15 protein-coding genes are annotated in these 24049 nt (G+C 72.5%); 8 read left to right on the forward strand and 7 right to left on the reverse strand.

What is annotated here, in order from left to right:
* Both IE182_RS10150 and IE182_RS10155 read right to left on the reverse strand, forming a co-directional pair.
* Positions 1 to 7374: a non-ribosomal peptide synthetase gene (locus IE182_RS10150; protein ID WP_190109362.1), complete on the reverse strand. Its 7374-nt coding sequence runs from the start codon at positions 7372 to 7374 to the stop codon at positions 1 to 3.
* Positions 7375 to 7383: 9 nt separating this feature from the next.
* Positions 7384 to 10572: a non-ribosomal peptide synthetase gene (locus IE182_RS10155; RefSeq protein ID WP_190109363.1), complete on the reverse strand. Its 3189-nt coding sequence runs from the start codon at positions 10570 to 10572 to the stop codon at positions 7384 to 7386.
* Positions 10573 to 11812: 1240 nt separating this feature from the next.
* On the opposite strand from IE182_RS10155, the gene IE182_RS10160 reads away from it, so the two are divergent.
* Together IE182_RS10160 and IE182_RS10165 are read left to right on the forward strand one after the other, a co-directional pair.
* Positions 11813 to 12586 (forward strand): hypothetical protein, encoded by a 774-nt coding sequence (locus IE182_RS10160; protein ID WP_190109364.1) that lies wholly within the window; start codon positions 11813 to 11815, stop codon positions 12584 to 12586.
* Between the two features lie 212 nt (positions 12587 to 12798).
* A complete protein-coding gene (locus IE182_RS10165; RefSeq protein ID WP_229844704.1) occupies positions 12799 to 13173 on the forward strand; it encodes a DUF488 domain-containing protein in 375 nt (124 codons plus the stop codon).
* Positions 13174 to 13217: 44 nt separating this feature from the next.
* Here the strand turns inward: IE182_RS10165 and IE182_RS10170 are convergent, their stop codons facing one another.
* Positions 13218 to 14588, reverse strand: coding sequence for an aminotransferase class I/II-fold pyridoxal phosphate-dependent enzyme (locus tag IE182_RS10170; RefSeq protein WP_229844705.1), 1371 nt, complete (start codon positions 14586 to 14588; stop codon positions 13218 to 13220).
* 59 nt (positions 14589 to 14647) lie between these two features.
* On the opposite strand from IE182_RS10170, the gene IE182_RS10175 reads away from it, so the two are divergent.
* The 4 genes from IE182_RS10175 to IE182_RS10190 all read left to right on the forward strand — a co-directional run bounded on the left by IE182_RS10175 (position 14648) and on the right by IE182_RS10190 (position 17932).
* Positions 14648 to 15940 (forward strand): MFS transporter, encoded by a 1293-nt coding sequence (locus IE182_RS10175; RefSeq protein ID WP_308432097.1) that lies wholly within the window; start codon positions 14648 to 14650, stop codon positions 15938 to 15940.
* A 99-nt stretch (positions 15941 to 16039) separates the two neighbouring features.
* On the forward strand, positions 16040 to 16939 hold the full coding sequence (locus tag IE182_RS10180; protein ID WP_190109367.1) for an RNA polymerase sigma-70 factor: 900 nt from the start codon (positions 16040 to 16042) through the stop codon (positions 16937 to 16939).
* Positions 16927 to 17400, forward strand: coding sequence for an SRPBCC family protein (locus IE182_RS10185; RefSeq protein ID WP_190109368.1), 474 nt, complete (start codon positions 16927 to 16929; stop codon positions 17398 to 17400). The genes IE182_RS10180 and IE182_RS10185 overlap by 13 nt, the downstream gene beginning before the upstream one ends.
* 112 nt (positions 17401 to 17512) lie before the next feature.
* On the forward strand, positions 17513 to 17932 hold the full coding sequence (locus IE182_RS10190; RefSeq protein WP_190109369.1) for an ester cyclase: 420 nt from the start codon (positions 17513 to 17515) through the stop codon (positions 17930 to 17932).
* Positions 17933 to 18041: 109 nt separating this feature from the next.
* On the opposite strand, the gene IE182_RS10195 is transcribed toward IE182_RS10190, so the two are convergent.
* Together IE182_RS10195 and IE182_RS10200 are read right to left on the reverse strand one after the other, a co-directional pair.
* The gene (locus IE182_RS10195) at positions 18042 to 18548 is read right to left on the reverse strand and encodes a carboxymuconolactone decarboxylase family protein (protein WP_190109370.1); all 507 of its coding nucleotides are present in this window, start codon (positions 18546 to 18548) and stop codon (positions 18042 to 18044) included.
* A 97-nt stretch (positions 18549 to 18645) separates the two neighbouring features.
* Entirely contained in the window at positions 18646 to 19467 is an 822-nt protein-coding gene (locus IE182_RS10200; RefSeq protein WP_190109371.1) for an NAD(P)H-binding protein, read from the reverse strand.
* Between the two features lie 35 nt (positions 19468 to 19502).
* Here IE182_RS10200 and IE182_RS10205 point away from each other — a divergent pair, with 35 nt between their 5' ends.
* Entirely contained in the window at positions 19503 to 20495 is a 993-nt protein-coding gene (locus IE182_RS10205; protein WP_229844706.1) for an AraC family transcriptional regulator, read from the forward strand.
* 49 nt (positions 20496 to 20544) lie between these two features.
* Here the strand turns inward: IE182_RS10205 and IE182_RS10210 are convergent, their stop codons facing one another.
* Positions 20545 to 21375, reverse strand: a complete 831-nt coding sequence (locus IE182_RS10210; RefSeq protein ID WP_190109372.1) for a class I SAM-dependent methyltransferase — start codon at positions 21373 to 21375, stop codon at positions 20545 to 20547.
* 72 nt (positions 21376 to 21447) lie between these two features.
* Between IE182_RS10210 and IE182_RS10215 the strand changes: the two genes are divergently transcribed.
* A complete protein-coding gene (locus IE182_RS10215; RefSeq protein WP_190109373.1) occupies positions 21448 to 22047 on the forward strand; it encodes a TetR/AcrR family transcriptional regulator in 600 nt (199 codons plus the stop codon).
* A gap of 115 nt (positions 22048 to 22162) precedes the next feature.
* Here IE182_RS10215 and IE182_RS10220 read toward each other — a convergent pair whose 3' ends face one another.
* On the reverse strand, positions 22163 to 23269 hold the full coding sequence (locus tag IE182_RS10220) for a DUF6183 family protein (protein ID WP_229844707.1): 1107 nt from the start codon (positions 23267 to 23269) through the stop codon (positions 22163 to 22165).
* Positions 23270 to 24049: the final 780 nt, after the last annotated feature.

The following is a 24049-nucleotide window of genomic DNA, read 5'->3' on the forward strand; positions in this document are numbered from 1 at the left end:
TCACAGCCCCAGGGTGGTGAGGCCGCCACCGAGCAGCGCCGGGAGGGGGACGCTCACGCCGAAGCGGTCACGGACGGCGTGGGCGATCCGCAGCGCGGTCAGCGAGTCGAGGTGGACCGCGGCGGCGTCGCCGCCCAGCGGGTCCGCATCGTCCGTGCCGGCACCGGCAGACGCATCGGCGTCGGCCAGGATCCCCGCGATCAGCCCGCGCAGGGCTGCCGCGTCGATCCGCTCGATCCCCGCGGTGCGCGCCGCCGGGCGCGGGTTGCCGCGGTCGTAGCCGTCCGGCTCGCGGTCGGCCGCCGGGGGCAGCCGGTCCAGCAGCTCCGCCAGGTCGGGGCCGTCCCAGCGCTCCTCCAGGAGCTCGGCGAGGACCGCCCGGTAGACCTCGGCGACGGTCTGCACGGCGTCGTGGCCGAGTACCTGCGCGGCGGCGTTGAAGTTGACGCGCATCCGGCGGGTGAACAGGTCGGCGTTGAAGGTCACGAGCAGCGCGAAGTCGGCGTGCTCGAACCACTTCAGGTCACCGATCACCTGCCCGCCCCCGTCCCCCAGCTGGTCGGAGTAGGCGGTGAAGTTGACGAAGTTGAACGCCGTCTCCACCAGCCGTCGCCCGCCCGTGGCCTCCTGGATCGAGGCGTAGGAGTAGCGGCGGTGCGGCAGGTGCTCGTGGCCGGCCCGGTTGACCGCGCCGATCAGTTCGTCCCAGGCGCCGTCGGCCGTGGCGCGCAGCGGCACGATGTTCAGGAACAGGCCCACCATGCGGTCGGCCTCCAGGTGCTCCGGGCGGCCGTGGCCGAAGACGCCGGTGGTCACGTCGGAGGTGCGGGTGATGAGCGACAGGGCCCGGAAGTGCGCGGCGAGGCACAGGTGCTTGACCGACACCTGGTGGCGGGCCGCGATCTCCGTCAGGCGGTCGTAGCGCTCCTCCTCCAGCAGCAGCTCCGCCTCCGCCCAGCGGCTCGCCGGCTCGGGCAGCCGGGGCAGCTTGGTGTACTCGGCACCCGCCAGCAGGGCCGTCCAGTAGTCGCGGGACGTGGTGTCCTGCTGCGCCGCCAGGTCGAGGCGTACGTAGTCGCGGTAGGCGAGCGGGGCCGGGGCGGGCTCGGTGCGCGGCTCGCCGGCCAGGGTCCGGCGGTAGTCCTCCAGCAGGCGGGCCATCAGGCCGGAGAAGCTCCAGCCGTCGATGATCGCGTGGTGGAAGCTGACCGAGAGGTAGAAGGAGTTCTCGCTCGCCCGGTGGGCGAAGAAGCGCATCTGGGTGGGTGCGCTCCACAGGAAGCCGGTGCTCTTCTCCGCCTCGAACCACTCGTCGACCAGGGCGGTCCGCTGTGTCTCGCCGAGGTGCGAGAGGTCGTGCACGGTGAGGTTGACCTGGCCGTGGGCGTGGACCAGCTGCAGCGGCCGGCTGTAGCCGCCCAGGGCGAAGGAGGTCCGCAGGATCTCGTGGCCGTCCGCGTCGACCATGTCCGTGAGCAGGCCGGTCAGTGCGTCCTGGTCGAGGGGGAGGTCGATGCGGTAGCGGATGAGGTCGTGGAAGACGGCCTGTGCGGGGTCGGCGTCGGTGTGGAAGACCATGCCGAGCTGCAGCTGGGTGGCGGGGTAGGCGTCGACGACGTCCGCCGGCAGCAGGGCGCGGTCCTCGGCGTCCAGCAGGTCGAACGGCTCGCCGGAGGCCGCCGTGCGGTCCTCGGCGGTGGCCACCAGGCCCTGGTCGGTCAGGGCGCGGATGGTCTGTACGCGGAACAGTTCGTGCAGGGGCACCTCGAAGCCGTTGCGGCGCAGGGCGCCGACGAGCCGGATGCCCTGGAGGGAGTCGCCGCCCAGGTCGTAGTAGGGGTCGTCGATGCCGACCCGTTCGACGCCGAGCACCTCCTGCCAGACGGCGGCCAGCCGGGCCTCGGTGGCGTCGCGGGGTGCGGTGTGCGCGCGGTCGGTGCCGCCCGGCCGGTCCTCGGGGTGGGGCAGGGCCCGGCGGTCGGTCTTGCCGTTGATCGTCAGGGGCCAGCGTTCGACCTCGACGAGGAAGCTGGGCACCATGTAGCCGGGCAGCCGGTCGGCGAGGTGGGCGCGCAGGAGCGTGCCGTCGATCTGCTCGCCGGGCTGGGGCACGTAGTAGCCGGCCAGTGCCTTCCCGCCGGTGCGGCGGGTGAAGGCGACGACGAGCGCGGAGTCGACCTGCGGGTGTGCGGCCAGGGCGGATTCGATGTCGCCGGTCTCGATGCGGTAGCCCTGGATCTTGACCTGGGCGTCGCCGCGGCCGAGGTACTCCACCTCGCCGCCGGGCAGTCGCCGTGCCAGGTCGCCCGAGCGGTAGGCGCGGGTCGTGCCGTGGCCCAGGTCGAGTTCGACGAAGCGTTTGGCGTTCTCCTCGGGCCGGTTGAGGTAGCCGAGGGCGACGCCTCCGCCGGTGACCGCGATCTCGCCGGGGGTGCCGAGCGGCACGGGGCGGCCGAGGTCGTCGATGAGGTAGAGGCCGAGGTCCGGGATGGGCTCGCCGATCATGCTGCCCGGGGCACGGGTGTCGGCGGCGCGCACCGGGCGGTAGGTGACGTGCACGGTGGTCTCGGTGATGCCGTACATGTTGACCAGCTCCGGGCGCCGGTCGCCGAAGTGGTCGAACCAGTCGGCCAGGGAGGCGAAGTCCAGGGCCTCGCCGCCGAAGACGACGTAGCGCAGGGAGACGTCGTCGGGGCCCGTGCGGTCCATCAGGGCCTGCTTGATCTGGCCGAAGGCGGACGGCGTCTGGTTGAGCACGGTGACGCGTTCGGCGACGACCAGGTCGGCGAAGTCCTCGACGGAGCGGCTGACCCAGTACGGGACGACGACGAGGTGACCGCCGTGGAGCAGCGCGCCCCACAGCTCCCACACGGAGAAGTCGAAGGCGAAGGAGTGGAAGAGGGTCCAGGTGTCCTGGTCGGAGAAGCCGTACCAGTGCTCGGTCTCGCCGAACAGGCGCAGCACGTTGCCGTGGGTCACCAGCACGCCCTTGGGCTTGCCGGTGGAGCCGGAGGTGTAGATGACGTACGCCGGGGAGTCCGCGGTCAGGCCGTGGTCGGGGCCGTGGTCGGCGCCGTCGCCGATGAGGGCGTCGAGCGCGGCGGGGGTGCCGGTGAGGGTGTCGCGCCCGGGGAAGAGGGCGCACACCTCGGCGGTGGCGATGACCAGCCGGACGCCGGCGTCCTCGACGGTGGTGCGGATGCGGTCCTCGGGGTAGCCGGGGTCGATCGGTACGTAGACGGCGCCGGCCTTGAGGGTGGCGAGGATGCTGACGACCATCTCCACCTCGCGCTCCAGGGCGAGGGCCACGAGGTCTCCGGGGCGGATGCCGGTGGCGGCGAGGTGGTGGGCCAGGGCGTTGGCCCGGCGGTCGAGCTCGCGGTAGGTCAGTCGCCGGCCGTCGCAGGAGACGGCGGTGGCGTCGCCGTGCTTGTGGGCCATGGCCTCGAAGCGGTCGACGAGGTTGCGGCTGCCGTCGAGGTCCGGCGCGGTGGGGCGGGCGACGGCGGGCAGCAGTTCGGCGCGTTCGCCGGCCGACAGCGGGTCGGTGTCCGCCCAGGGCCGTTCGCCCGCGTCGGCGAGCGCGTGGAAGCAGGCGAGGTAGTAGCCGAGGTAGCGGTCGACCTGGTCGGCGGTGAACTGGCCGGGGTCGTAGCCGATGCGGTACTCCCAGCCGCCGGCGTAGGCGTTGGAGCCCACGTAGACGACGAGGGGGGCGTTGGTCTGCTCGAAGTACTCCACGGCGCCGACGGCCGGCTCGTCCTGCTGGGCGCCGCCCTGCTGGTGGACGTGGAAGTTGGTGAAGTTGAACAGGACGTCGAAGGCGGGGCCGCCGTGCAGCTTCTGGATGGCGGGCAGCGGGTACCAGCGGTGGGGCTGGAGCCGCTGTTCCAGTTCGAAGCAGCGCTCGGCGAGCCGTCGCCAGCTCTGCTCGGTGTCCAGCTCCAGCCGGAAGGGGAGTGTGTTGAGGAACATGCCCAGGGCGTGTTCGGCGCCGTCCACCTCGGGCCGGCCGTTGGCGACGAGTCCGGTGGTCACGTCGCGCTGGTTGGCGATCAGGGACTGGACGCGCAGGTGGGCGGCGAGGAAGACGCTCTTGAGCGGGACGGACCATTCCTGGGACCGGCAGCGCAGGGTGTCCAGCAGCTGCGGGTCCAGCTCGCGGGCGCTGACGACGACCTCGGCGCCCACCGCGTGGCCGCGGGTGCCGGTGCCGAGCCGGGGGACTTCGGTGATCTGGGCGCCGTCCAGTTCGGCCGCCCAGAACGCCCGCTGCTGCGGGTCCTCCTCGGCGTCGCGCTCCAGGTCGGCGTAGAGCTTCTGGAGCGGGACGACGGGGCTGGTGGCGGGGGTGCGGCCGTGGAGGTGGTCGCCGTAGGCGCGGACCCACTCCTCGACGAGGGTGGCCACGCTCCAGCCGTCGAGGATGGCGTGGTGGAAGCTCAGGCCGAGGACGACGCGCCGGGGGCCGGTGACGAAGAACCGCAGGCGGTAGGCGGGGGCGACGGCCGGGTCGACGGGGGTGTGCTTCTCCTGCTCGGCCCAGGCGGCGACGGCGGCCGCCGGGTCGGGCTCGGCGAGCAGGTCGACGACCTCCACGGGGAGCGGCGGTGCGTCCTCGACGACCATGTGGGGCTGTTCGAAGGAGGCGATGTCGAAGCGTGCGCGCAGCACCGGGTGCCGCTCGGCCAGCTGCCGCCAGGCCGCGATCAGGGCGTCGGGCTCGGCGCGGGGGACGTCCACGTGGTAGCGGAAGATGTCGTGGTACACGGGCACGTCGGTGTCGACGCTGCTGTGGTAGATCATGCCCTGCTGCAGGGCGGAGGCGGGCCAGGAGCGGGCGTCGTCCGTCGTGGGCGCGGCAGCCGGCTGATTGTCGGCGCGGCGCACCACGGCCGCCAGGTCGCTCAGTCGCTGGTGGGCGAAGACGTCGCCGACGGTGACCTCGTATCCGGCCTGACGCAGTGCGGCCACGACGCGGATGCCGATGATGGAGTCACCGCCGAGGGCGAAGAAGCTGTCGTGGGCGCCGACCCGCGTCACGCCGAGGGCGTCCTGCCACACGGCGGCGAGCAGGCGCTCGACGTCGGTGGTGGGCTCGACGTGTTCCTGTCCGTCGCCCTGCTTCTCCGGCCGCGGCAGCGCGGACACGTCGCGCTTGCCGTTGTGGTTGGTGGGGATGGCGGGGACGGTGATGACGAACTGGGGGACCATGTACGAGGGCAGCTCGGCGGCCAGCGCGGCGCGCAGGGCGTTCTCGTCGAAGTCCGGGCCCGCCACCACGTAGGCGCACAGGGCCTTCTCGCCGCGGTCGCCGGCCACGGCGGCCACCGCGCACTCGACGACGCCGGTGAAGCCACTGGCGAGGTGCTCGATCTCGCCCAGCTCGATGCGGTAGCCGCGGATCTTCACCTGGGTGTCGAGGCGGCCGAGGTATTCGAGGACGCCGCCGGGCAGCCAGCGGGCCAGGTCTCCGGTGCGGTAGATGCGGCCGAAGCCCTCGGGGCCGGCCACGAACCGCTCGGCCGTGAGCTCGGGGGCGTGCAGGTATCCGCGAGCCAGGCCGACACCGGCGATGCACAGCTCGCCGGGCACGCCCAGGGGGGCGAGGTCGCCGCCCCGAGTGCGGACGACCAGCTTGATGTTGTCGATGGGGCGGCCGATGGGCACCGAGCGGGTGGAGTCCACGGCGTCGCAGTCGAAGTAGCTGACGTCCACGGCCGCTTCGGTGGGGCCGTAGAGGTTGACGAGCAGGGCCTTCGGCAGGGAGGTGTGGAAGAGCTCGACGTGGCTGACGGCCAGGGCCTCGCCGCTGGCGAACACCCGGCGCAGCGAGCCGAGCTTGCCGGCCGTGCCGGACGCCTGGGTGTAGGTGAGGAAGGCGTGCAGCATGCTGGGGACGAAGTGCAGGGTGGTGGCGCCGCTGTCCGCCACCCGCTCGGCGATCCGCTCGGGGTCCTTCTCGGCCCCGTTGGGCAGCGTGGCGACGGACGCGCCGGCCAGGGACCACCAGAAGATCTCCCACACCGACACGTCGAAGGTGAAGGGCGTCTTGTGCAGGATGACGTCGTCCGCGCCGAGCGGGTAGCCGCGCTGCATCCACCACAGCCGGTTGACGATGGCGCGGTGCTCGACGACCACGCCCTTGGGGCGGCCGGTGGAGCCGGAGGTGTAGATGACGTAGCAGGCGTCGTCGGGGCCGGTGACGGGGTCGAGGTCGCCGTCCTCGTCGGACCAGCTGGCGGGGTCGTCCAGGTCGAGCGTCGTGCGGGAGCCGAGGACGGGCGCGGTCTCGGTGGTGGCGAGCACCAGCTGGGTGCCGCTGTGGTCGAGGAGGTACTCGATGCGGTTGTCGGGCAGCGTCGGGTCGATCGGCAGGTAGGCGCCGCCCGCCTTGAGCACGGCGTAGATGGCGGTGAGCATGGCCGCGGAGCGGGGGATGCAGACGCCCACGATGCTGCCGGCGGTCACACCGCGCTCGCGCAGGGTGCGGGCGAGCCGGTTGGCGTCCGCGTTGAGCCGGGCGTAGGTCGTGCCCTGCCCGTCGGCGACCGCGATGCGGTCGCCGTGCTCGCGGGCCCGCTCCTCCAGGAAGGAGTGCAGCAGCCGGCCGTCTGGGAACTCGGCCGCGGTGGCGTTGAACTCCCCGGTGATCAGGGCGAGTTCGTCGGCACCGGGGGCGCGCAGGGCGTCCGTCGTCGTGGCCGGGTCGGTGGTGACGGCGTCCAGCAGGGCGCGGTAGGCGCCGAGGAGCCGGTGCGCGGTGGCGTCGGTGAACAGCGTCGGGTCGTAGCGCAGTGCGAGGCGGGCGGTGGGCCCGGTGGTGAGCGAGAACAGCAGGGGCGTGCCGGCACGGTCCGCGTCCTCGGGGCCGAGGTCGCCGTCGACGGCGACCATGAAGTCGGTCGGCCGGCTGTCGGCGCGGTCCAGGACGAACCACACGGGCACGTCGAGGTGGGCCGCCGCCTGGAGGTAGCCGGCGCGGACGGCGCCGAGGAGCTGCTTGGCCGGGGTGCCGACCGGGACGGCCACCTCGACGGGGATCGCCCGGTTGGGCGAGCCGAAGGCCGGCGGCGGGGCGGGGAGGAAGACCACGACGTCGTCGCGGTCGGTGGTCCGGGCGGCGAGCAGCGCCAGCACGGTGGCGGCGACGGTGCGCAGGAGCACCGGGTCGCCGGAGGTGATGCGGGCGAGCGCGGCCGTGGTGGCCGGATCGAGGTCGGTGCCGCTCACGCGGTGGTCACCGGCGTCGGGGCGCAGGTGGTCGCGGATGACCTGGACCGGCTCGGTCCAGGTCTGCCGGCGGGCGTCCCAGAATTCCTGCTGGGCCGGGTGGTTGCGGAGTGCCTGCTGGGCCTGCAGTGCGCTAGTCATCGGGTCCTTCTAGAAAGAGAAATCGGCGTAAGCGGGGGTGACCGCGTCCTGGGACGCCGAAGGGCCGAACAAGGGGGTGTGCGGGGAGGCGTCGAGGTCGTCGATCAGCTCGGCCACACGGTGGAGCAGATATTCCGCCGAGGATGCGGCGAACAGGGCGGTGTTGTACTCGAGTTCGAGCACGGTCCCGTCGGGGCGCTGGTATGCCTGCAGGTTCAGGTCGAACCGGCAGGAACCGGCGTGCAGGAGGCTCACGTCCACCCGCAGGCCGTCACGGGCGAAGGTGTGGAAGTCGATGTTCTGCAGGGCGAAGAAGGCGTCCAGCAGCGGGAGCCGGGAGGCGTCCCGGGGCAGTCCCAGCCGTCCGACGACCCGCTCGAAGGGATATGCCTGGTGTTCCAGGGCTTCCTGGTGCCGCCGGTGCGTGACGGCCAGCAGGTCGGCGAGGGTGGCCGGTTCCGCGACCGTCAGGCGCAGGGCCGCGGTGTTGACGAACATGCCCACGACCGGTTCGACGTCGGGGTGGACGCGGCCGCTCATGGGGCTGCCGACGACGACGTCGTGCTGTCCGGAGAGCTGCATGAGGGCGGCGCTGTACGCGCCGAGGAGGACGGCGAACGGGGTGGTGCCCTCGCGGTCCGCGATCCGGCCGGCCGCGGCGTTCCGCTCCGGTGTCAGGGCGAGCCGCAGCACGGCACCCGTTTCGGCGCGGACGGCCGGGCGGGGGTGGTCGGTGGGCAGCTCCAGGCGGGGCGGGTCGGCGAGCGTGGTCAGCCAGTAGCGCTCGTCCGCCTCGAACGAGCCGTCCGCGAGCCGGTCGGCGAACCACTGCGAGGCGTCGGCGTAGCCCCACTTCGTCTCCGGCACCGGGGCGCCGGAGAGCAGTTCGGTCAGCTCCTCCGCGACGATCCGCAGGGACACCCCGTCGAAGACGATGTGGTGGACGTCGAGGTAGAGCCGGTGGTGCGTGTCGTCGATGCGCACGAGCAGGGCGCGCAGCAGAGGGGCGTGCGCCAGGTCGAAGGGGCGTACGAACGTCTCCAGTACGGCCCGGTCGTCCCCGTGGGTGAGGGCGTCCGACTCGGTGAGCTGCACTGTCGCGCCGGGGACCGGTTCCTGCCGCACGCCCTCGGGCGTGGTGACGAACCGGGTCCGCAGGGCGTCGTGGCGGCGCACCAGTTCGGCCAGGGCGCTGCGGACCGTTGTGGCGGTCAGGGGGCCGTGGACGTCGAGGCGCAGGGGGATGTTGTAGGCGACCGACGCTGCGGCGACCTGGGCGTGGGTGTGCAGGCCGTGCTGCTGGGGGTGCAGGGCCGAGGGCACGCCGGCGGGCACCGGGGTGATCTGCGGGACGCTGCGGGCGGGGGCGGCCTGGGCGGCCCGTCGCACGGCGTCCGCCATCCGCGCCAGGGTGCGGTGCTCGAACACCTCGGAGAAGGAGAGCTGCACCCCGTCACGGACGGCCAGCCGTCCGATCAGCGCGCCGACGGCCAGGGAGTTGCCGCCGAGGGCGAAGAAGTCGTCGTCGGGGCCGAGGCCACGGCCCTTCAGGCGGAGCACCGCGTCCCAGAGCCCGGCGAGTTCCCGCTGGCCGTCGGGGAGGCGGTCCCGGTCCAAGGCGCCGGCGGAGGCCGGGCCGGCGGGGCCGGGGGCGGGCAGCGCCGCCTTGTCGACCTTCCCGTTGGCGTTGAGCGGCAGGCGCTCCATCACGACGAGCCGCTCGGGCCGCAGGTAGTCGGGCAGCCGCTCGGCGAGCGCGGCGTCGACGTCGTCCGCCCGGGCGCCCTCGGCGAGCACGGCGTAGCCGAGCAGGTGCTTGCCCGCCTCGTCCGAGGCGACGACCACGCAGGCGTCGAGGACGCCGGGGCAGGCCATCAGGACCGCCTCGACCTCCTTGACCTCGACGCGGTGGCCGCGGATCTTGACCTGGTCGTCGATCCTGCCGTGGAAGTGCAGCAGCCCTTCGGCGTCCAGGCTGACGCGGTCGCCGGTGCGGTAGTAGCGCGCTCCGTCGATCGTGACGAAGCGTTCCTCCGTCATCTGCGGATTGCCCAGGTAGCCGCGGGCCAGTCCGCTGCCGCCGGTGTACAGCTCGCCGGGCTCGCCGACGGGCACCGGCACGCGCTGCTCGTCGAGGACGAGGACGGTCGTGCCCGCGACCGGGCGGCCGATCGGGATGGCACCCGGCTCGTCGGGCCGGACCTCGTGGGTGGTGGTGAAGGTGGTGTTCTCCGTCGGCCCGTAGCCGTTGATGACCCGCAGGGTGGGGTGCGCCGCCCGCAGGGTGCGCACGTGGCGGGCCGACAGCACGTCACCGCCGACCACCACGGCACCCAGCCGAGCGAAGACCGAGGGGGCGGCGTCGACGGTCTGGCTGAACAGCGGGGCCGTCATCCACATGACGGTGATGGCGCTGTCGTGCAGGACCTTCTTCAGCGCCGACGGGACGAGCAGCGTCTCCTTGTCCGTCACGTACAGAGTCGCGCCGTTGAGCAGGCAGCCCCAGATCTCGAAGGTCGCCGCGTCGAACTCCAGGGCTCCGGTGAGCAGGAGTCGTTCCCGCTCGGAGAAGCGGAAGAAGCCGTTGTCCTTGACCAGCCGGACGATGCCGGCCTGCTCCACCATCACGCCCTTGGGCCGCCCGGTGGAACCGGAGGTGAACATGATGTAGGCGAGGGGCGATCGGCCGTCGGGCCCTGAAGCGGCTGCGGGGGCGGGTTCGGGGGCGGGTGCGGGTGCGGCCGGGGACGCGACACCGGCGCGGGCCCCCTCGGCGACGAGGGCATCGGGCGTGACGAGGCGCGTCCCGGCGGGCAGTGCGGAGGCGAGTGCCTCTTCCAGGCCGGGCGCGCACACCAGCAGGGAGGCGCCGCTGTCGCCGAGCATGTGGGCCAGGCGCTCGCCCGGGAACTCCGGGTTCACGGGCACGTATGCGCCGCCGGCCAGCACGATGGCCAGGGTGCACACGATCGCGTCGGCCGAACGCGGGAAGGCCATGGCCACCGGCGTCTCCCGGCACACGCCCCGCGCGACGAGCCCGGCCGCCAGCCGGCCCGCACGTTCGTGGAGTTCGCGATAGGTCAGCCGGGTGGCGCCGTCGACCACCACGAGGGCGTCGGGGCGGCGTTCGACCTGCTCCTTGAAGAGGTCTTCGATCAGGGGGTGGTGTCGATGGTGCGGCGAAGACGCCGTGATCATGCGGAAGGACCTTTCCCGTCACGCGCCGTACGAGCGCGTGCCGACGCGACCGGGGATCGCCCGGCCGTCGGTGTGGTGGTGCGGGTACTGATGGGGAATGCCGAAAATCGGGCATCGCGCCGCGCGCTTTCCCGGGACCGAGGTGACGGGCGGAAAGCAACACGGGTGCGAGCGGATGAACACGCCGGAGATATCGGTGCGACGGCGTGTCCGGTAGCGCCTGCGGCTGTGCCTACTTGTCGAGTGACCGGCTACAGCAAATCACGGCGCACGGTACGGAATTGTTTCTGCAACAAGAACTGTGTGACAACGGCTTACGAGCCCCCTCTGTCGCCCTGAAGTCGCAATCAACCTAGCAGGCACACCACTTCGCGCAATGTGAGCATGCCCACACGGATTGTGCATCTGAAACGCCGAGGTCAGAGGCAAAATCCGCAGCCACCCACACCCCGGACGACCGGGAATGCGGGCCGGGCGCGGCGTGAACTCCGCACCCTGAGCCAACCCTACTCACCGGTAAATGCCGCCGTACCGACGAGTAATTCCTCGGAGGCGGCTGGAATTCCCCTGATGTTCACGGAAGCTGAGCGCCGCGAGCACGCTCGCTCCGCTGGGGGGCGCCGAGTTGACGGCCGGCCACGGCACCCGACCCACCCCGGATCCAGCGATCACCCCGGAAGCCGGGGCGCGCACGCGGCCCACGGCACGGCCGGGGCCTGGGCGGCACACCAGCGATCCGATCCGCGCCCGGAGACGAACGGGCCGGACGGCCCGCCGGACAGGACCGGGCCGGAGAGCCGGGTCGACAGGCCGGACCGACAGGCCGGACCGGCAGACCAGGCCGACAGGCCGGGCCGGGCAGACCCGGGCCGGCAGACCGGCCGGCATCGCCACCCAGCCGGCTGCGCGACGCACCCGGCCGACGACCGCACACCAGGGGCGCCGCGGCGGTCCGCACGGAGCCGGCGCCCCCTCCCCCCGACCGTCACCAACGACCCGGAACAGCCGAATTCGGACAATAGCCGAAAGGTTGCACCGTCAGATATCTCGATCGAATAGACGAGTGATTGCGTCGGTATCACGATCCAGCCAATGGCAAAAATACGTCGATCTTTCGGTCAACGCGCGGCATAGTTTGTTCCGCACCACAATTGATCTGCACACGACGATTTCCCGCGACCACCAGTGGGTGGTACTCCCCCGCGGGGACGTTGTCCTCGTCCCAGAAGAAGGCTGTTCCATGCGCCGCACCACTGTCCGCCGTACCGCCGTCGCCGCTACCGCGGTCTCGCTGGCTCTGCTCGTCAGCGCCTGTGGTTCCAAGAAGGAAGACTCGTCGGCGAAGGACGAGCCGAAGGCCAAGGCGTCGTCGGGCGCACCCGCCGCCCCGGGCGGCAAGGCGCTGTCGAAGGCCGAGCTGGACAAGCTCGTGCTGACCCAGGCGGACCTCCAGGGCCACAAGGTCGCCGAGGCGACCGAGGCCGACCTCGCCGCCACCAAGGGCGTCAGCAGCGACAAGGCCGAGTGCAAGCCGCTCGTCGACGCCATGATGATGCACGGTGCCGGCACGCCCGCCGCGACCGCGACCCGCAAGATCGTGGGGATCCCCCAGGCACCGGCCGCGGACGCCTCGGCCGAGGAGAAGATGAAGGCCGGCCTCGGCGCCCTGGGGGCGACCGTCACGGCCGACACCCTGGGCTCGCACGACGGCCAGGGCGCCACGGAGGCCGTCGCGGGCCTGAAGAAGGCCGGGACCGACTGCGCCGGCGGCTTCACCCTGACGGCGGGCGGCGAGAAGACGAAGATCACCAAGGTCGAGTCCGCCTCCTACACCGCGGGCGACGAGGCTGTCGCCTTCACCCTGACCGTGGACCTGGAGGGTCAGGCGGGCACGGCCCACATGGTGGCCGTCCGCAAGAGCACCACGGTCGCCACCTTCTACGCCCAGAGCCTGGCCGGCAAGGCGGAGCAGCCGAAGGCCGTGATCGACGCCCAGGTGAAGAAGCTCGGCTGACTCCACGCCTGACTCCGGGCCCTGGCTCCGGGCCGGGTCTCCGACCCTTGGCTCCGGTCCTTGGCTCCGATCCGCGCCGTCGGCCTCCGGTCCCCTCCATGGGGGCCGGAGGCCGACGGCGTTTCCACGGTGCCGGCTCGCCGCCCGGGTGCAGGGCCGGCGCGCCGGGCGGACCATGGAACCCGGAGGGGGACGGTGACCTGGAGGTGGCAGTGGCGGCGAAGCGGGCGCACGACGTGCGCGTACGCAGGGTCTACGAGGCGGCCGGGACTGCGGACGGCAGTCGCGTGCTGGTCGACCGCATCTGGCCGCGCGGGCTGAGCAAGGAGTCCGCCGCCCTCGACGAGTGGTGCAAGGACGCCGCCCCCTCGACCGAGTTGCGCAAGTGGTACGGCCACGACCCGGAGAAATTCCCCGAGTTCAGCCGCCGCTACCGCGCCGAGCTGCACGCCGACGCCGTGCACGCAAAGGCCCTGCTCCATCTTCGCTCCGTCGCGGAACACCATCCCCTCACCCTCCTGACCGCCACCAAGGACTGCGACATCAGCGCCGCGGCCGTCCTCCGGACGGAACTCGAACGGCGCTGACCCGCCCGCCGCACGCTGCCCTCACCCGCCCCGGCACACCGGCCTCACCCGCCGTACAGCGCCTGGGAATCGCCCAGGACGCTCGCGAAGTCGGCGGCCAGCCGGCGTGCGTCGGCGGGTGGCAGCCCGGCCGTGGAGATCCTCACCCCCGGTGCGGTCCCGATGCGGAAGCGCGCTCCGGCCGCGACCCACCAGCCGTGGGTCCGCAGTCCGTTCACCACGGCCGACTCGTCCCGTACGGGCACCCAGACGTTCATGCCGCTCGCCCCGTGCACGGGGATGCCGCGCCGGCCGAGCTCGCCGGCCAAAGCACGGCGCCGCTCGTCGTACGCCTCCTGAGCCCGTTGGACCAGGTCCTGCACGCCCGTGTCCGTCAGCAGGCCCAGCACCGTCTCCTGCAGCAGGTGGCTCACCCAGCCGGAGGTGAGCAGCATGCGCCCGTCGTGCCGTGCCAGCGTCGTCGCGTCGCACGCGGCCGCCGCCCATCGCAGGTCCGGACCCAGGTATTTCGTCACCGTCGCCACGTGCGCCCAGCGCGTGAGCCCGTTCCCGCCGCCGATCCCGCTCCCGCCCCCGCTCCCGCTCCCGCTCCCGCTGCCCTGCGTGAGGGAGTGGAGGGGGGCCGCGGCGATGCGTCCGGCGTGGTCGTTCTCGATCACCAGCACGTCGGGAGCCTCGCGGAGGACCTCGACGAGCGCGTCACGACGGGCGGCGGAGAAGCATCCGCCGTAGGGGTTCTGCGCCCGCGGGCTGCACACGACGGCCCGCACTCCCGCCCGCAGCGCGGCGCGCAGCGCCTCGGGACGCATGCCCTCGTCGTCGACCTCGACCGCGACGGTGCGCAGCCCCAACGCCGTGATCAGGTCGAGCAGATGGTGGTAGCCGGGGTCCTCCGTGGCGACCGCGTCGCCGGGGCCGAGCTCGATGGAGAGCAGCCGTCCGATCAGGTCCAGCGCCCCGTGCGCGAACGTCACGTGCTCCACCGGCACGCCCTCGCCGCCCAGCCACTGCCGTACGGCCTCCTCCAGGCGCGGCAGACGGGGGGACGAGCGGTGGGACCGGGCGCCGGGCGACAGGCCGGCGGGCGGCAGCAGGTCCGGCAGGAACGCCGGGTCGGGGTGGCCGCCGGCCAGGTCGCACAGGCCGTCGGGGACCTGGGGCGGGCGGCGGGACGCCACGGCGGGGGCGGGCGCCACGACCGTTCCGCCGCGGCCGCGCGTGTTCACGATGCCGCGCCGCCGCAGCTCCTGGTAGGCCGTCGCGACGGTGCCGGGGCTGACCCCGAGCTCCTCGGCGAGCCTGCGCACGGGCGGCAGTGCCGCCCCGGGCTCCAAGGCGCCGTCCCTCACGGCCCGTTCGACCGACGCGGAAATGGCCTTGGCCGTCGTACCTGCGATCACATATTGTGTTGCCACGTAGTCAATTATGTATTGATACATATTGGTTGGCAAGGGAAACCGGGGGGAACCGGACCGTGAAGTCGGCACGCACATGGGGCACCACCGTCAGCGCACGCGTACCAGGGGGCCGGGACGGGCGCCGGATGCTGGGGGTGGCCCTGGTCGACAGGGTCGGCAGCGGCCTCTGGGCCGCCACCTCGGTCCTGTACTTCACCTACGTCTGCCACCTGGGGGTGGCCGAGGTCGGCACCCTGGTCGCCACCGCGGGCATCGCCGGCATCGCGGGCGCCCCGATCGGCGGCCGCCTGGCCGACCGCCTTCCGCTCACGCGTGTGCTCGCCGCCTTCCAGCTCCTGCGCGCCGCCACCGTCGTGGGCCTCCTCGTCACGAGCGACTACGCGGCGCTGCTGCTGATTTCGGCGGCCGGCGGCTTCGGCGACCGTGCCACGAGCGTCCTCACCAAGCTCTACGGCGCCCGCATCGCCGGACCCGAGCGGGTCCGTTACCAGGCCGTCAACCGCACGGTCGCCAACGTCGGCTGGGCGGTCGGCGGCCTCGGCGCGGCCGCCGCGCTCGGCATCGGCACGACCTCCGTCTACCGGTACCTGCTCGCCGGCGACGGCCTCTCCTTCGTCGCGGCCGCCCTCATCACCCTGCGCTGCGCGGAAGCCTCGGCACCCGCCCGCACCGTCGCCACCGGCGCGGGCCCCGCGCCCGCAGAGATGCCGGCCGGCCCCTGGCGCGACCGCACCTACCTGGCGTACGTGGTCACCGAATGCGTGCTCTTCTTCGACGACGCCGTCTTCCGGGTCGGCCTGCCGCTGTGGGCCGTCCGCGCCACCGACGCCCCGCACGGCCTCGTCCCCCTGCTGCTCGTCCTCAACAGCGTGCTGGTCGTCGCGCTGCAGGTCCCCCTCGCCCGGTTCGGCGCGACGACCGCCCAGGCCCGTGCCCTTCTCGTCCCCCTCTGCATCGCCTTCGCCGCGGCCGGCATCGCCATGGCGGCCTCCGCCGCGCACGGCGCCGCCTTCGCCGCGGTCTTCCTCACCGTCGCGGCCATCGGCTTCACCCTCGCCGAAATGCTCCACGCCACCGTCTCCTGGGAGCTCTCCGTGGCCCTGGCCCCCGGGACCGCCCAGGGCGCCTACCTCGGCGTCCACGGCCTCGCCCAGGCGACCCAGCGCGCGGCGGGTCCGATCGTGGTGACGGCGGCCATCGCCGCCGGCCCCGTCGGCTGGGCGGCCTTCGGCACCGTCATCGCCGCCACCTGCCTGGTCCAGCACCGCCTGGTGCGGGACCGGCTGGGATGCCCTCCTGCCGTCGCCGCGACGGAGTCGGCGACGGCCGCGCCGGCACCTTCGAGGTGATGCACGTCACCGGCGAGGGCGTCACGGTTTCGGGTTGCGCGGTGTCTACACGGCGAGCCTGATACGCGGAGGAAGGGAGACGGGCATGCGAGGTGGAGGGTGAGCGAGGGACAGGTCTTCGCCGAGTGCCGGCCGCTGCTGTTCACGATCGCCTACGAGATCCTCGGGAGCGCGGCCGACGCCGAGGACGTGGTGCAGGACAGCTATCTCCGGTGGCACGGTGCGGAGGGGAAGGACATCGGGCATCCGCGCGCCTATCTGGTGCGCACGGTCACCCGGCAGGCGCTGAACCACCTGCGCTCGGCACAGCGGCGTCGAGAGGACTACGTCGGGCCGTGGCTTCCCGAGCCGGTGCGCACCGGGCCGGACGTGAGCGAGGACGTCGTGCTCGCGGAGTCGGTGTCCATGGCGATGCTGCTGGTGCTGGAGACGCTGAGCCCGGACGAACGCGCGGTGTTCGTCCTGCGCGAGGTGTTCGGCTACTCGCACCGTGAGGTCGCCGACCTGGTCGGCAAGACCGAGACCACGGCACGCCAGATCGCACACCGCGCACGCGAGCACGTGCGGGCGCGGCGCAGGCGCTTCACCCCCGACCCGCGCACGGCGGAGGAGATCGTCGGCCGGTTCCTGCGCGCGGCCGGCACCGGCGACGTCACGGCGCTGATGAAGCTGATGGCGCCGGGCGTGGTCCACGTCTCCGACGGCGGGGGCCGGGTCACCGCCGCCCGCCGTCCGGTCCGGGGGCGCGAGCAGGTCGCACGGTTCGTCGCCGGAGTCGCCAGGACCAGCGGGCTCGGCGCCCAGGCCGAGTTCGCCAGCTACAACGCCCTGCCCGCACTGCTGGTCCGCTCAGGCGACCGGCTCGACCATGTGCTGGTCTTCGAGATCGCCGACGCCCTGATCCACCGCATGTACGCCGTACGCAACCCCGACAAGCTCGGCGCGGCCGTCGTCCCGCGCCCGTTGGCCAGGAGAAGGAACGCGACATGGAAACCCTGACGGTACGACGTGTCATCGCAGCGCCGATCGCCGACGTCTTCGCATGGTGCACCACGACCACCAACTACACCCGCTCCCCCTTCGTCCTGAAGGCACGGTTGGCCCGGCCGGGTGCGGGCGCGCCCTACGGAGTGGGCGCCGTCCGGCTGCACACGTGGGTGATCGGCTGGTTCCGCGAGCGGATCACGTCCTACAACCCGCCGTACGACTTCGACTACGCCGTCGACCGCAGCTTCCCGCCGGCCCGGCACGAGCTCGGCCGCATGACCTTCACGGAGGTCGCCGAGGGCACGCTCGTCGTCTGGACGACCACCTTCCAGGTCCGCTTCCCCTTCGGCGCGGCCCTCACCCGCGTGGTCGCCAAGCCCGTCATCGCCCACGTCTTCGGAAGGATCCTCGACGCCGCCGGCACCGCACTCACCGCCACCCCGGCCGGCCGCCCGGGCAGCGCTTCCGAGTGAACGTCCACGGGAGTCCGGCGTGCCGGGGAGGGGGCGGAGGGAGCCGACGGGTGACGATGCGGGCCATGTGTACCGCTCCGGCGGCATGAGGTGAAGACAGCAGAGAGGTGCCGTGTCCACCGAGGAGAACAAGAGGCTGGTTCGCCGGTTCTACCAGGAGATCGACGAGGGCAACCTGGATGCCCTGGACGATCTCGTGGCCGAGGACTACAAGGATCACTCGCCGCCACCGTTCCCGGGGTTCGCACCCGGCCGCGAGGGCCTCAAACAGGCCTTCCGCCTGTTCTGGGAGGCCACACCCGGAACCCACGATATCGAGGACCAGATCGCGGAGGGCGACAAGGTCGTGACCCGGCTGACGGCCCGTGGCGTGCACGAGAAGGACCTCCCCGGCATTCCTGCCACCGGCAGGCCGGTCACGATGACCGCGACGGTGATGCACCGCATCGAGAACGGCAAGCTCGCGGAGAAGTGGTCGGACAAGGATCTCCTCGGATTCCTCCAGCAGCTCGGTGTCGTCCCGACACCGTGACGCCCCGCCCCGGCCCTGCGGGTGAGCGGCGAGCCGGTCCCTCCCCCGCCGCTCCGGATGTTCGGGTCCCCCGCCGGGGACCCGAACATCCGGCTCCAGTCTTACGGTCCTACTTCCAGGGGTCAGTGAACGACCGGCCGGGGACCGGCTTGGCGATGAGGGCCACGGCGATGAAGAAGTTGACCTGCCCGATCGCAATCGTCAACGTGGCCAGCGCCTTGGGGTCATAGTGCTCGGCCACCTGGGCGTACAGCTCGTCGGACACCCTCTCGCCGTGCGCGGAGGGCTGGAGCACGGCTTCCACCAGGGCCAGCGCCGCACGCTCGGCGCCGGTGAAGTACGGCGCGTCCTGCCAGGACGCCACCGCGGTGATCCGCTCCTCCGACTCCCCGGCCTTGCGCAGGAAACCCGTGTGCAGGACGGTCAGGTAGGTGTTGCCGACGATCTGGCCGGCGCGCAGCTGCACCAGACTGATCGTGGTCCGCGGCACCGAGCGGTTGCCGGTGGCCTTGAACAGCGCCGCCGACACCTCCGCCAGCTCCGGCACGAGCTCCACCGGGTCCTCGGACATCCGCGGACCCGTCGGAACCTCCGCAGTGATCGAACGCGTTTCCATCGTCGTATCCCTTCGTGCTGTCAGTTGCTGTCACTGCCATGACGGATCGCGTCGAAGAAATGTGACCGATGAGCGGGGTTCGCGTGCCGGTGACGGATCACGGGTTCCATACGCCCGTGGCGGCGGTCTCCCGCACGTAGTCCTCGAAGGGGCGGGGCGGGCGGCCCAGGCAGTCCTGGACGCCCGTGCTCAGGTAGTCGTCGTGGCCCTTGCCGATGCCGTCCATGAAGGAGGCGACGGCTTCGGCGTCGCCGGCGGGGTAGCCCGCGCGCATCAGGTCGACGGCGTACGCGGCGGCGTCCCGGTACTGGTGGACGAGGGTGCGGCCGGTGGCGTCGCCGATGAGGGTGAGGGCCTCGGCGAAGGTCAGGGCGCGCGGGCCGGAGAGGTCGTAGACCTTGGAGACGTGCTTGTCCCCGGTGAGTGCGGCGACGGCGGCGTCGGCGATGTCCGCCGCGTCGATGAAGGGTTCGCGCCCGTCTCCGGCGGGAGTCGCCAGCGTGCCGGCGCGGACGTCGGAGAGGAAGAAGTCGGGGGCGTCGAAGTCCTGCGCGAACCAGCAGGGGCGCAGCACGGTCCATTCCAGTCCCGAAGTCCGGACGGCCGCCTCCGTCTCCGGCGTGCCGCCGTCCTCCGGATCGATCCCGCGTACGGAGAGCTGGACGATCCGGCGGACCCCGGCGGCCTTCGCCCGCGCCACGAACTCCGAGCGCTCGGGCAGGCCGAGGGTCTCGGTGGGGACGAAGTAGACGGCCTGGACGCCGGAGAGCGCACGGTCCCAGGTGGTCGGGTCGGCCCAGTCGAAGGGCGTGGCGCCGGAACGGGAGGCGGCGCGGACGGTGTGGCCGAGGGCGCGGAGGCGGGGGACGATCCGGCTGCCGGTCTTGCCGGTTGCGCCGAGTACGAGGATCTCTGTCATGCGTCTCAGTCAACCCGGCCCGTTCGGTACGGCCCATGGTTGAAACGGCCGATTACCTGTGCGATCGTTCCACGGTGGATCTCCTCGACGACTATCTCACCGGTGTGCGCGCCCACGGAGCGGTCTTCTGCAACGCCGTCAGCTGCCCGCCGTGGGGGCTCCGGTTCACCGAGCCCGCGTCACTGACGCTCAGCGCGATGCTGCGCGGCACCGCGTGGCTGGTGCCCGCCGAGGGCGAGCCGGTCCGGATGCGGCAGGGCGACGTCGCGCTGGTGCGGACCGCGCAGCCGTACACCGTCGCGGACCACCCCGGCAGTCCCCCGCACGTGCTGGTGGACGGGCAGGACCGGTGCGCGCTCACCGGGGCGCAGGCGGACTCCGGCCGTCACTGGCGGCTGGCCGGCCGCACGGTCGACGAGATGACGGCCGACGGCGCATCGGATCTGCTGATCACCGCCGGGTACCGGGTCGGCGGCGAGCTGTGCGGGCCGCTGCTGGACTCGCTGCCCACCATCGCCGTCATACGGCCGGAGGAGGGAGTCTCTCCCCTGCTCGACCTGATCGCCGCCGAGGTCGAGCACGACCGGCCGGGGCAACAGGTGGTGCTGGACCGCTTCCTGGACCTGCTCCTGGTGCGGGTGCTGCGCTCGTGGTTCGCCCGCCCGGACAGCACCCCGCCGACCGGATACCGGGCGCTCGCCGACCCGGACATCGGGCACGTGCTGCGGCGGCTGCACGAGGAGCCGGCCCGTCCGTGGACGGTCGCGTCGCTGGCGGACGAGGCGAGCATGTCCCGCACCGCCTTCGCGCGCCGTTTTTCGGCTCTGGTCGGCAGACCTCCGCTGACCTATCTGACGGAGTGGCGGATGCGGCTTGCCGCCGACCGGCTGGGCGCACCGGGCGCGACGGTCACCTCCGTGGCCAGGAGCATCGGGTACACGGACGCTTTCGCCTTCAGCGCGGCCTTCAAGCGCGTACGCGGCATCACCCCGTCCGCTCACCGTGACCGAAGGGCCCGGGGCTTGTGACGGCGTGCGGTGCCCACCCCGCGCCCGCGCGGCCGGGCGGTGGGCCGGGTCAGGCGGCGCCGGTTCGTACCGCGGTGACGGCCACCGTCGTGTAGCGCATCGTGAAGCTGCCGCCCACCGCGTCGATAGCGGCCCCGACCCCTTGCAGCACCTCCTCCAGTTTCTCGGGCGGGAGCCGGGTGAAGGTGGCCTGGGTGGGCATCTGCTCCAGCCAGGCGTCCCGGGTGTAGGACCGTTCCCAGCCGAACCGCCACTGCTCTGCTTCGCCGTATCCGCCCGCCTCCCGGATGCCGTCGGCGGCCTTGGCGAACAGCACCTGGTACCCGCTCAGGGTTTCCTTCATGATCGCCTGGAAGTCGAACAGAGCGTCGGGCAGCGCCCGTCGGCAGACGTCGGCGACGGCCTGTGCGAGGCCGGGCGGAAACCCGAACGCGTTCCAGAACGGTGCCAGCAGGCCGCCGGGGCGCAGCACCTGCGCGGCCTTGGCGGCTCCTACGACCGGGTCGATCCAGTGCCACGCCTGCCCGGCGACGACCGCGTCGAATCGCCGGCCGCCCGGCTCCCAGTCCTCGAAGGTCGCGACGTCGACCTCGCCGCCGAACCGCCGTGCCAGGCCGGCCATCCGCGCGTCGGGCTCGACCCCGAGCACGCTGCAACCGGCCGCCTGGAACTGGCGGGCGGCGATTCCGGTCCCACAGCCGACGTCGAGGACGTCCAGGCCGGGGCGACCGGCGACGATCCGGTCCACCAAGGCGTCGGGGTAGCGGGGCCGGGCACGGTCGTAGCGTTCGGCGTCCGTGCCGAACGACTGGGCCGCCTCCCGGTCTTGATGGAGCCGGTGCTCGGACGGCCGTGATCGTTCCGGGGGTATAGTGGGCATGCGCCCACTATTGGTGGGCACATGCCCACTCGTCAACCGGGCGGGCCCGACGGAAGCGAGGAGGAACCCGCGGTGCCCACAGGGGTAGCCCTGCGCGACGCACGCGAGCAGCTGTTCCACGCCGCCGAGCGCGTCCTGCTCCGGGACGGGCCGAACGCGCTCACCAGCCGGGCCGTCACCATGGAGGCAGGCTGCGCCAAGGGCGTCCTGCACCGGCACTTCGCCGACTTCGACGCCTTCCTCGCCGAGCTCGTGCTGGAGCGCATCGCCCGGATCGACGCCCGGGCCGCCACCCTGCGCGACGCCGCCGGGACCGGCACCGTCGCCGGCAACCTCACCGACGCGCTGACCGAGCTGTTCGGGTCGGTCGCCGTGGCGATCGTCGCGCTCATCACGTCCCGGGACGAGCTGCGCACCCGGCTGCGCCGGACCACGCCGACCGGCGTCCCCCTGCTGACGGAGGCTTCGGCCATGCTTGCCGCCTACCTCACCGCGGAACGCGAGCTGGGCCGTATCGCAGCGGATGCCGACGTCGACACGCTCGCCCCCACCCTGATCGGGGCCGCGCACCTGCTGTTCGCCGACCGGGACGGCACCCCGCCGAAGTCCCGTGCCGTCCACAAGGTCGTGACCGCGGTCATCGCCGGGGTCGCGCAGGAACCGCCGCGGTAGACGCGGTAGCCGCGGTAAACGCGGTAAACGCGCCCTCGTCGGTCGGCGACGCCGGCCGACGAGGGCGGCCGCCCCAGTGCCGTGGATGCCGGCCGGCCCGCCGGAAGGGCGTGGTTCAGTCGGTGTCGGTGGCAGCCAGTACGGCGATGCGGCGGCCGTCCGGGGTGAGCGCCACGATGCCGTAGTCGTTGATCTCGTTGTGGAACCACTCGGAGCCCGCCTCGAACCGCATCCACGTACAGGCCGACGCCTGTTGCTCGACCTCGGCAGGGCCGGCGTCGGGGCGCGCGCCGGCGAGGCCCGCGATGGACCACCACGCGGACAGACGGCCGTAGGCACCGTGCACCCCCGGTCCGTACACCCCTGCGCCCGAGGCGGTGGCGAAGAGCACGCGCCACACTTCCCCGACGGAGCACGGCGCGAAGACGAAGCGGTCCTCCACCCCCAGGCCCGCAAGGCACTCCATCGGCAGTGACGCCACGACGCCCGGCAGTTCCTCCGGGGTGACGGGCCGCTCGGTGCTGAAGACACCCACGTCGTGAGCACCCCAGTTGCCCTGTTCCGGGGGCCCGGTGATCGCCTCGGCAAGGCGCACGGTCGTGGCGTCGGTCACCGGGTGGCCGGCTCCCACGCGACGGGCGGCGGCATCGAGGGCGACGGGCGAGGACATCGCCGGGCAGCCGATGCCGGCCGCACTGCTGTAGCCGCGACGGGGGAAGCGGGCGCCGTGTTCCATGTCGGCGAGTTTCTGGGGCAGCCAGGCCAGGCCGCCCCACGGGGCGCAGAAGTGGATGTTGTGCGACCGCCGGCGGATCTCCTCCGCGTCCACGCCGCGCAGCAGCAGTTCGTGGAACAGGCAGGCACGAAGCTCGTCCCACAGGGCGCCGCCGTCGTGGGACAGGACGGGCAGCAGGTCCTCCAGGGTCTGAGCCTCGGCGAGCAAGGAAGCCAGGAAGCGCGGCCCTGACGGCGCGCCGGCGTCCGATCCCCCTGCTGCGTGGTACACCCGCAGCAGCTGCTCGACGAACTGCCGGCCCGGCGTGAGCGCCAGGGCCCGCAGGACCTGCGTCAGGCGGTGGTCGAGGTTGCGAAGCCGCTTGCGCAGCACTGCGCGTTCCTGCACCAGCGCCTCGCCGAACTCCGTGAGCCGTGCCGCGTCACCGGCCTGCCCCCAGATCTCGGCGGCATCCCACCGGACCTGGTCTATTTCCGCGGCGTCCACTCTCCGCTCCCCCATCCTTCCGGAACCATGTCGTCCATATGATCCACTACCTGGCGCCCCCGGCTGTCGGGGGCGGCTCGCGAGCCCGTCGTACCGGGCTGCTCAGGACAGACGGGCCGAGTCCCGGCCTTCGGGGTCGAAGCGGGGCAGGATGCGGTCCAGCCACCGGGGTGCCCACCAGTTGCCGGTGCCGAGCAGGGTCGTGGACGCGGGAACCAGGAGCAGCCGGATGACGATGGCGTCGATGAGGACGCTGACGGCGACCGGTCCGCCCTGGCCGGCCTGGCCGGCCTGGCCGACCTGGCCGTATAGACGGCAACACCCAGTGGCCCGGAGCCGGACTGGAAGTCCCCAAATCCGAGTGCCCCGCAGCGGCCTGCGCCACTGGCCCCAGCACGCCCCACGTCCGAAGAGGCGCTTTGGATGGCTGGTACCCGTTGTGGCCACCGTGGGAGACATCGCGGCCGTTGCGGGTCTCTTCTCCTACGTCATCGTGGTCCCCCTGTTTGTGCCCCACGCGACGTCATGTTCCGAGGTCATGCGATTCGCCGGCGGCCGCATGCCCCAGCAGGCGACCGGCAGGAAGTGCATCAACGAGGGCGCGCGGTTGGATTGCACGTACTCGGCCGAGTTCACGATGCCGCGCGAAGACGTGGTTGCACGGCTGAAAGAGGCCGGACCCCACCCGGTGTCTGCGGCGCTCGCTCCGCCCGGTCACCGTCGGGGCACCTCTTCGTTACGGGACGCCTGAACGTCGTCATGGCAGAGGTGCGCCCGCAC

The sequence above is a fragment of the Streptomyces cinnamoneus genome (genome assembly GCF_014650495.1).
Taxonomy (GTDB): Bacteria; Actinomycetota; Actinomycetes; order Streptomycetales; family Streptomycetaceae; genus Streptomyces; species Streptomyces cinnamoneus.

What these genes read in the sequence shown, in the direction of transcription:
- IE182_RS10150 (WP_190109362.1), bottom strand. Translation starts at nt 7,374, where the DNA reads ATGACTAGCGCACTGCAGGCCCAGCAGGCACTCCGCAACCACCCGGCC.
- IE182_RS10155 (WP_190109363.1), bottom strand. Translation starts at nt 10,572, where the DNA reads ATGATCACGGCGTCTTCGCCGCACCATCGACACCACCCCCTGATCGAA.
- IE182_RS10160 (WP_190109364.1), top strand. Translation starts at nt 11,813, where the DNA reads ATGCGCCGCACCACTGTCCGCCGTACCGCCGTCGCCGCTACCGCGGTC.
- IE182_RS10185 (WP_190109368.1), top strand. Translation starts at nt 16,927, where the DNA reads ATGGAAACCCTGACGGTACGACGTGTCATCGCAGCGCCGATCGCCGAC.
- IE182_RS10195 (WP_190109370.1), bottom strand. Translation starts at nt 18,548, where the DNA reads ATGGAAACGCGTTCGATCACTGCGGAGGTTCCGACGGGTCCGCGGATG.
- IE182_RS10200 (WP_190109371.1), bottom strand. Translation starts at nt 19,467, where the DNA reads ATGACAGAGATCCTCGTACTCGGCGCAACCGGCAAGACCGGCAGCCGG.
- IE182_RS10205 (WP_229844706.1), top strand. Translation starts at nt 19,503, where the DNA reads ATGGTTGAAACGGCCGATTACCTGTGCGATCGTTCCACGGTGGATCTC.
- IE182_RS10210 (WP_190109372.1), bottom strand. Translation starts at nt 21,375, where the DNA reads ATGCCCACTATACCCCCGGAACGATCACGGCCGTCCGAGCACCGGCTC.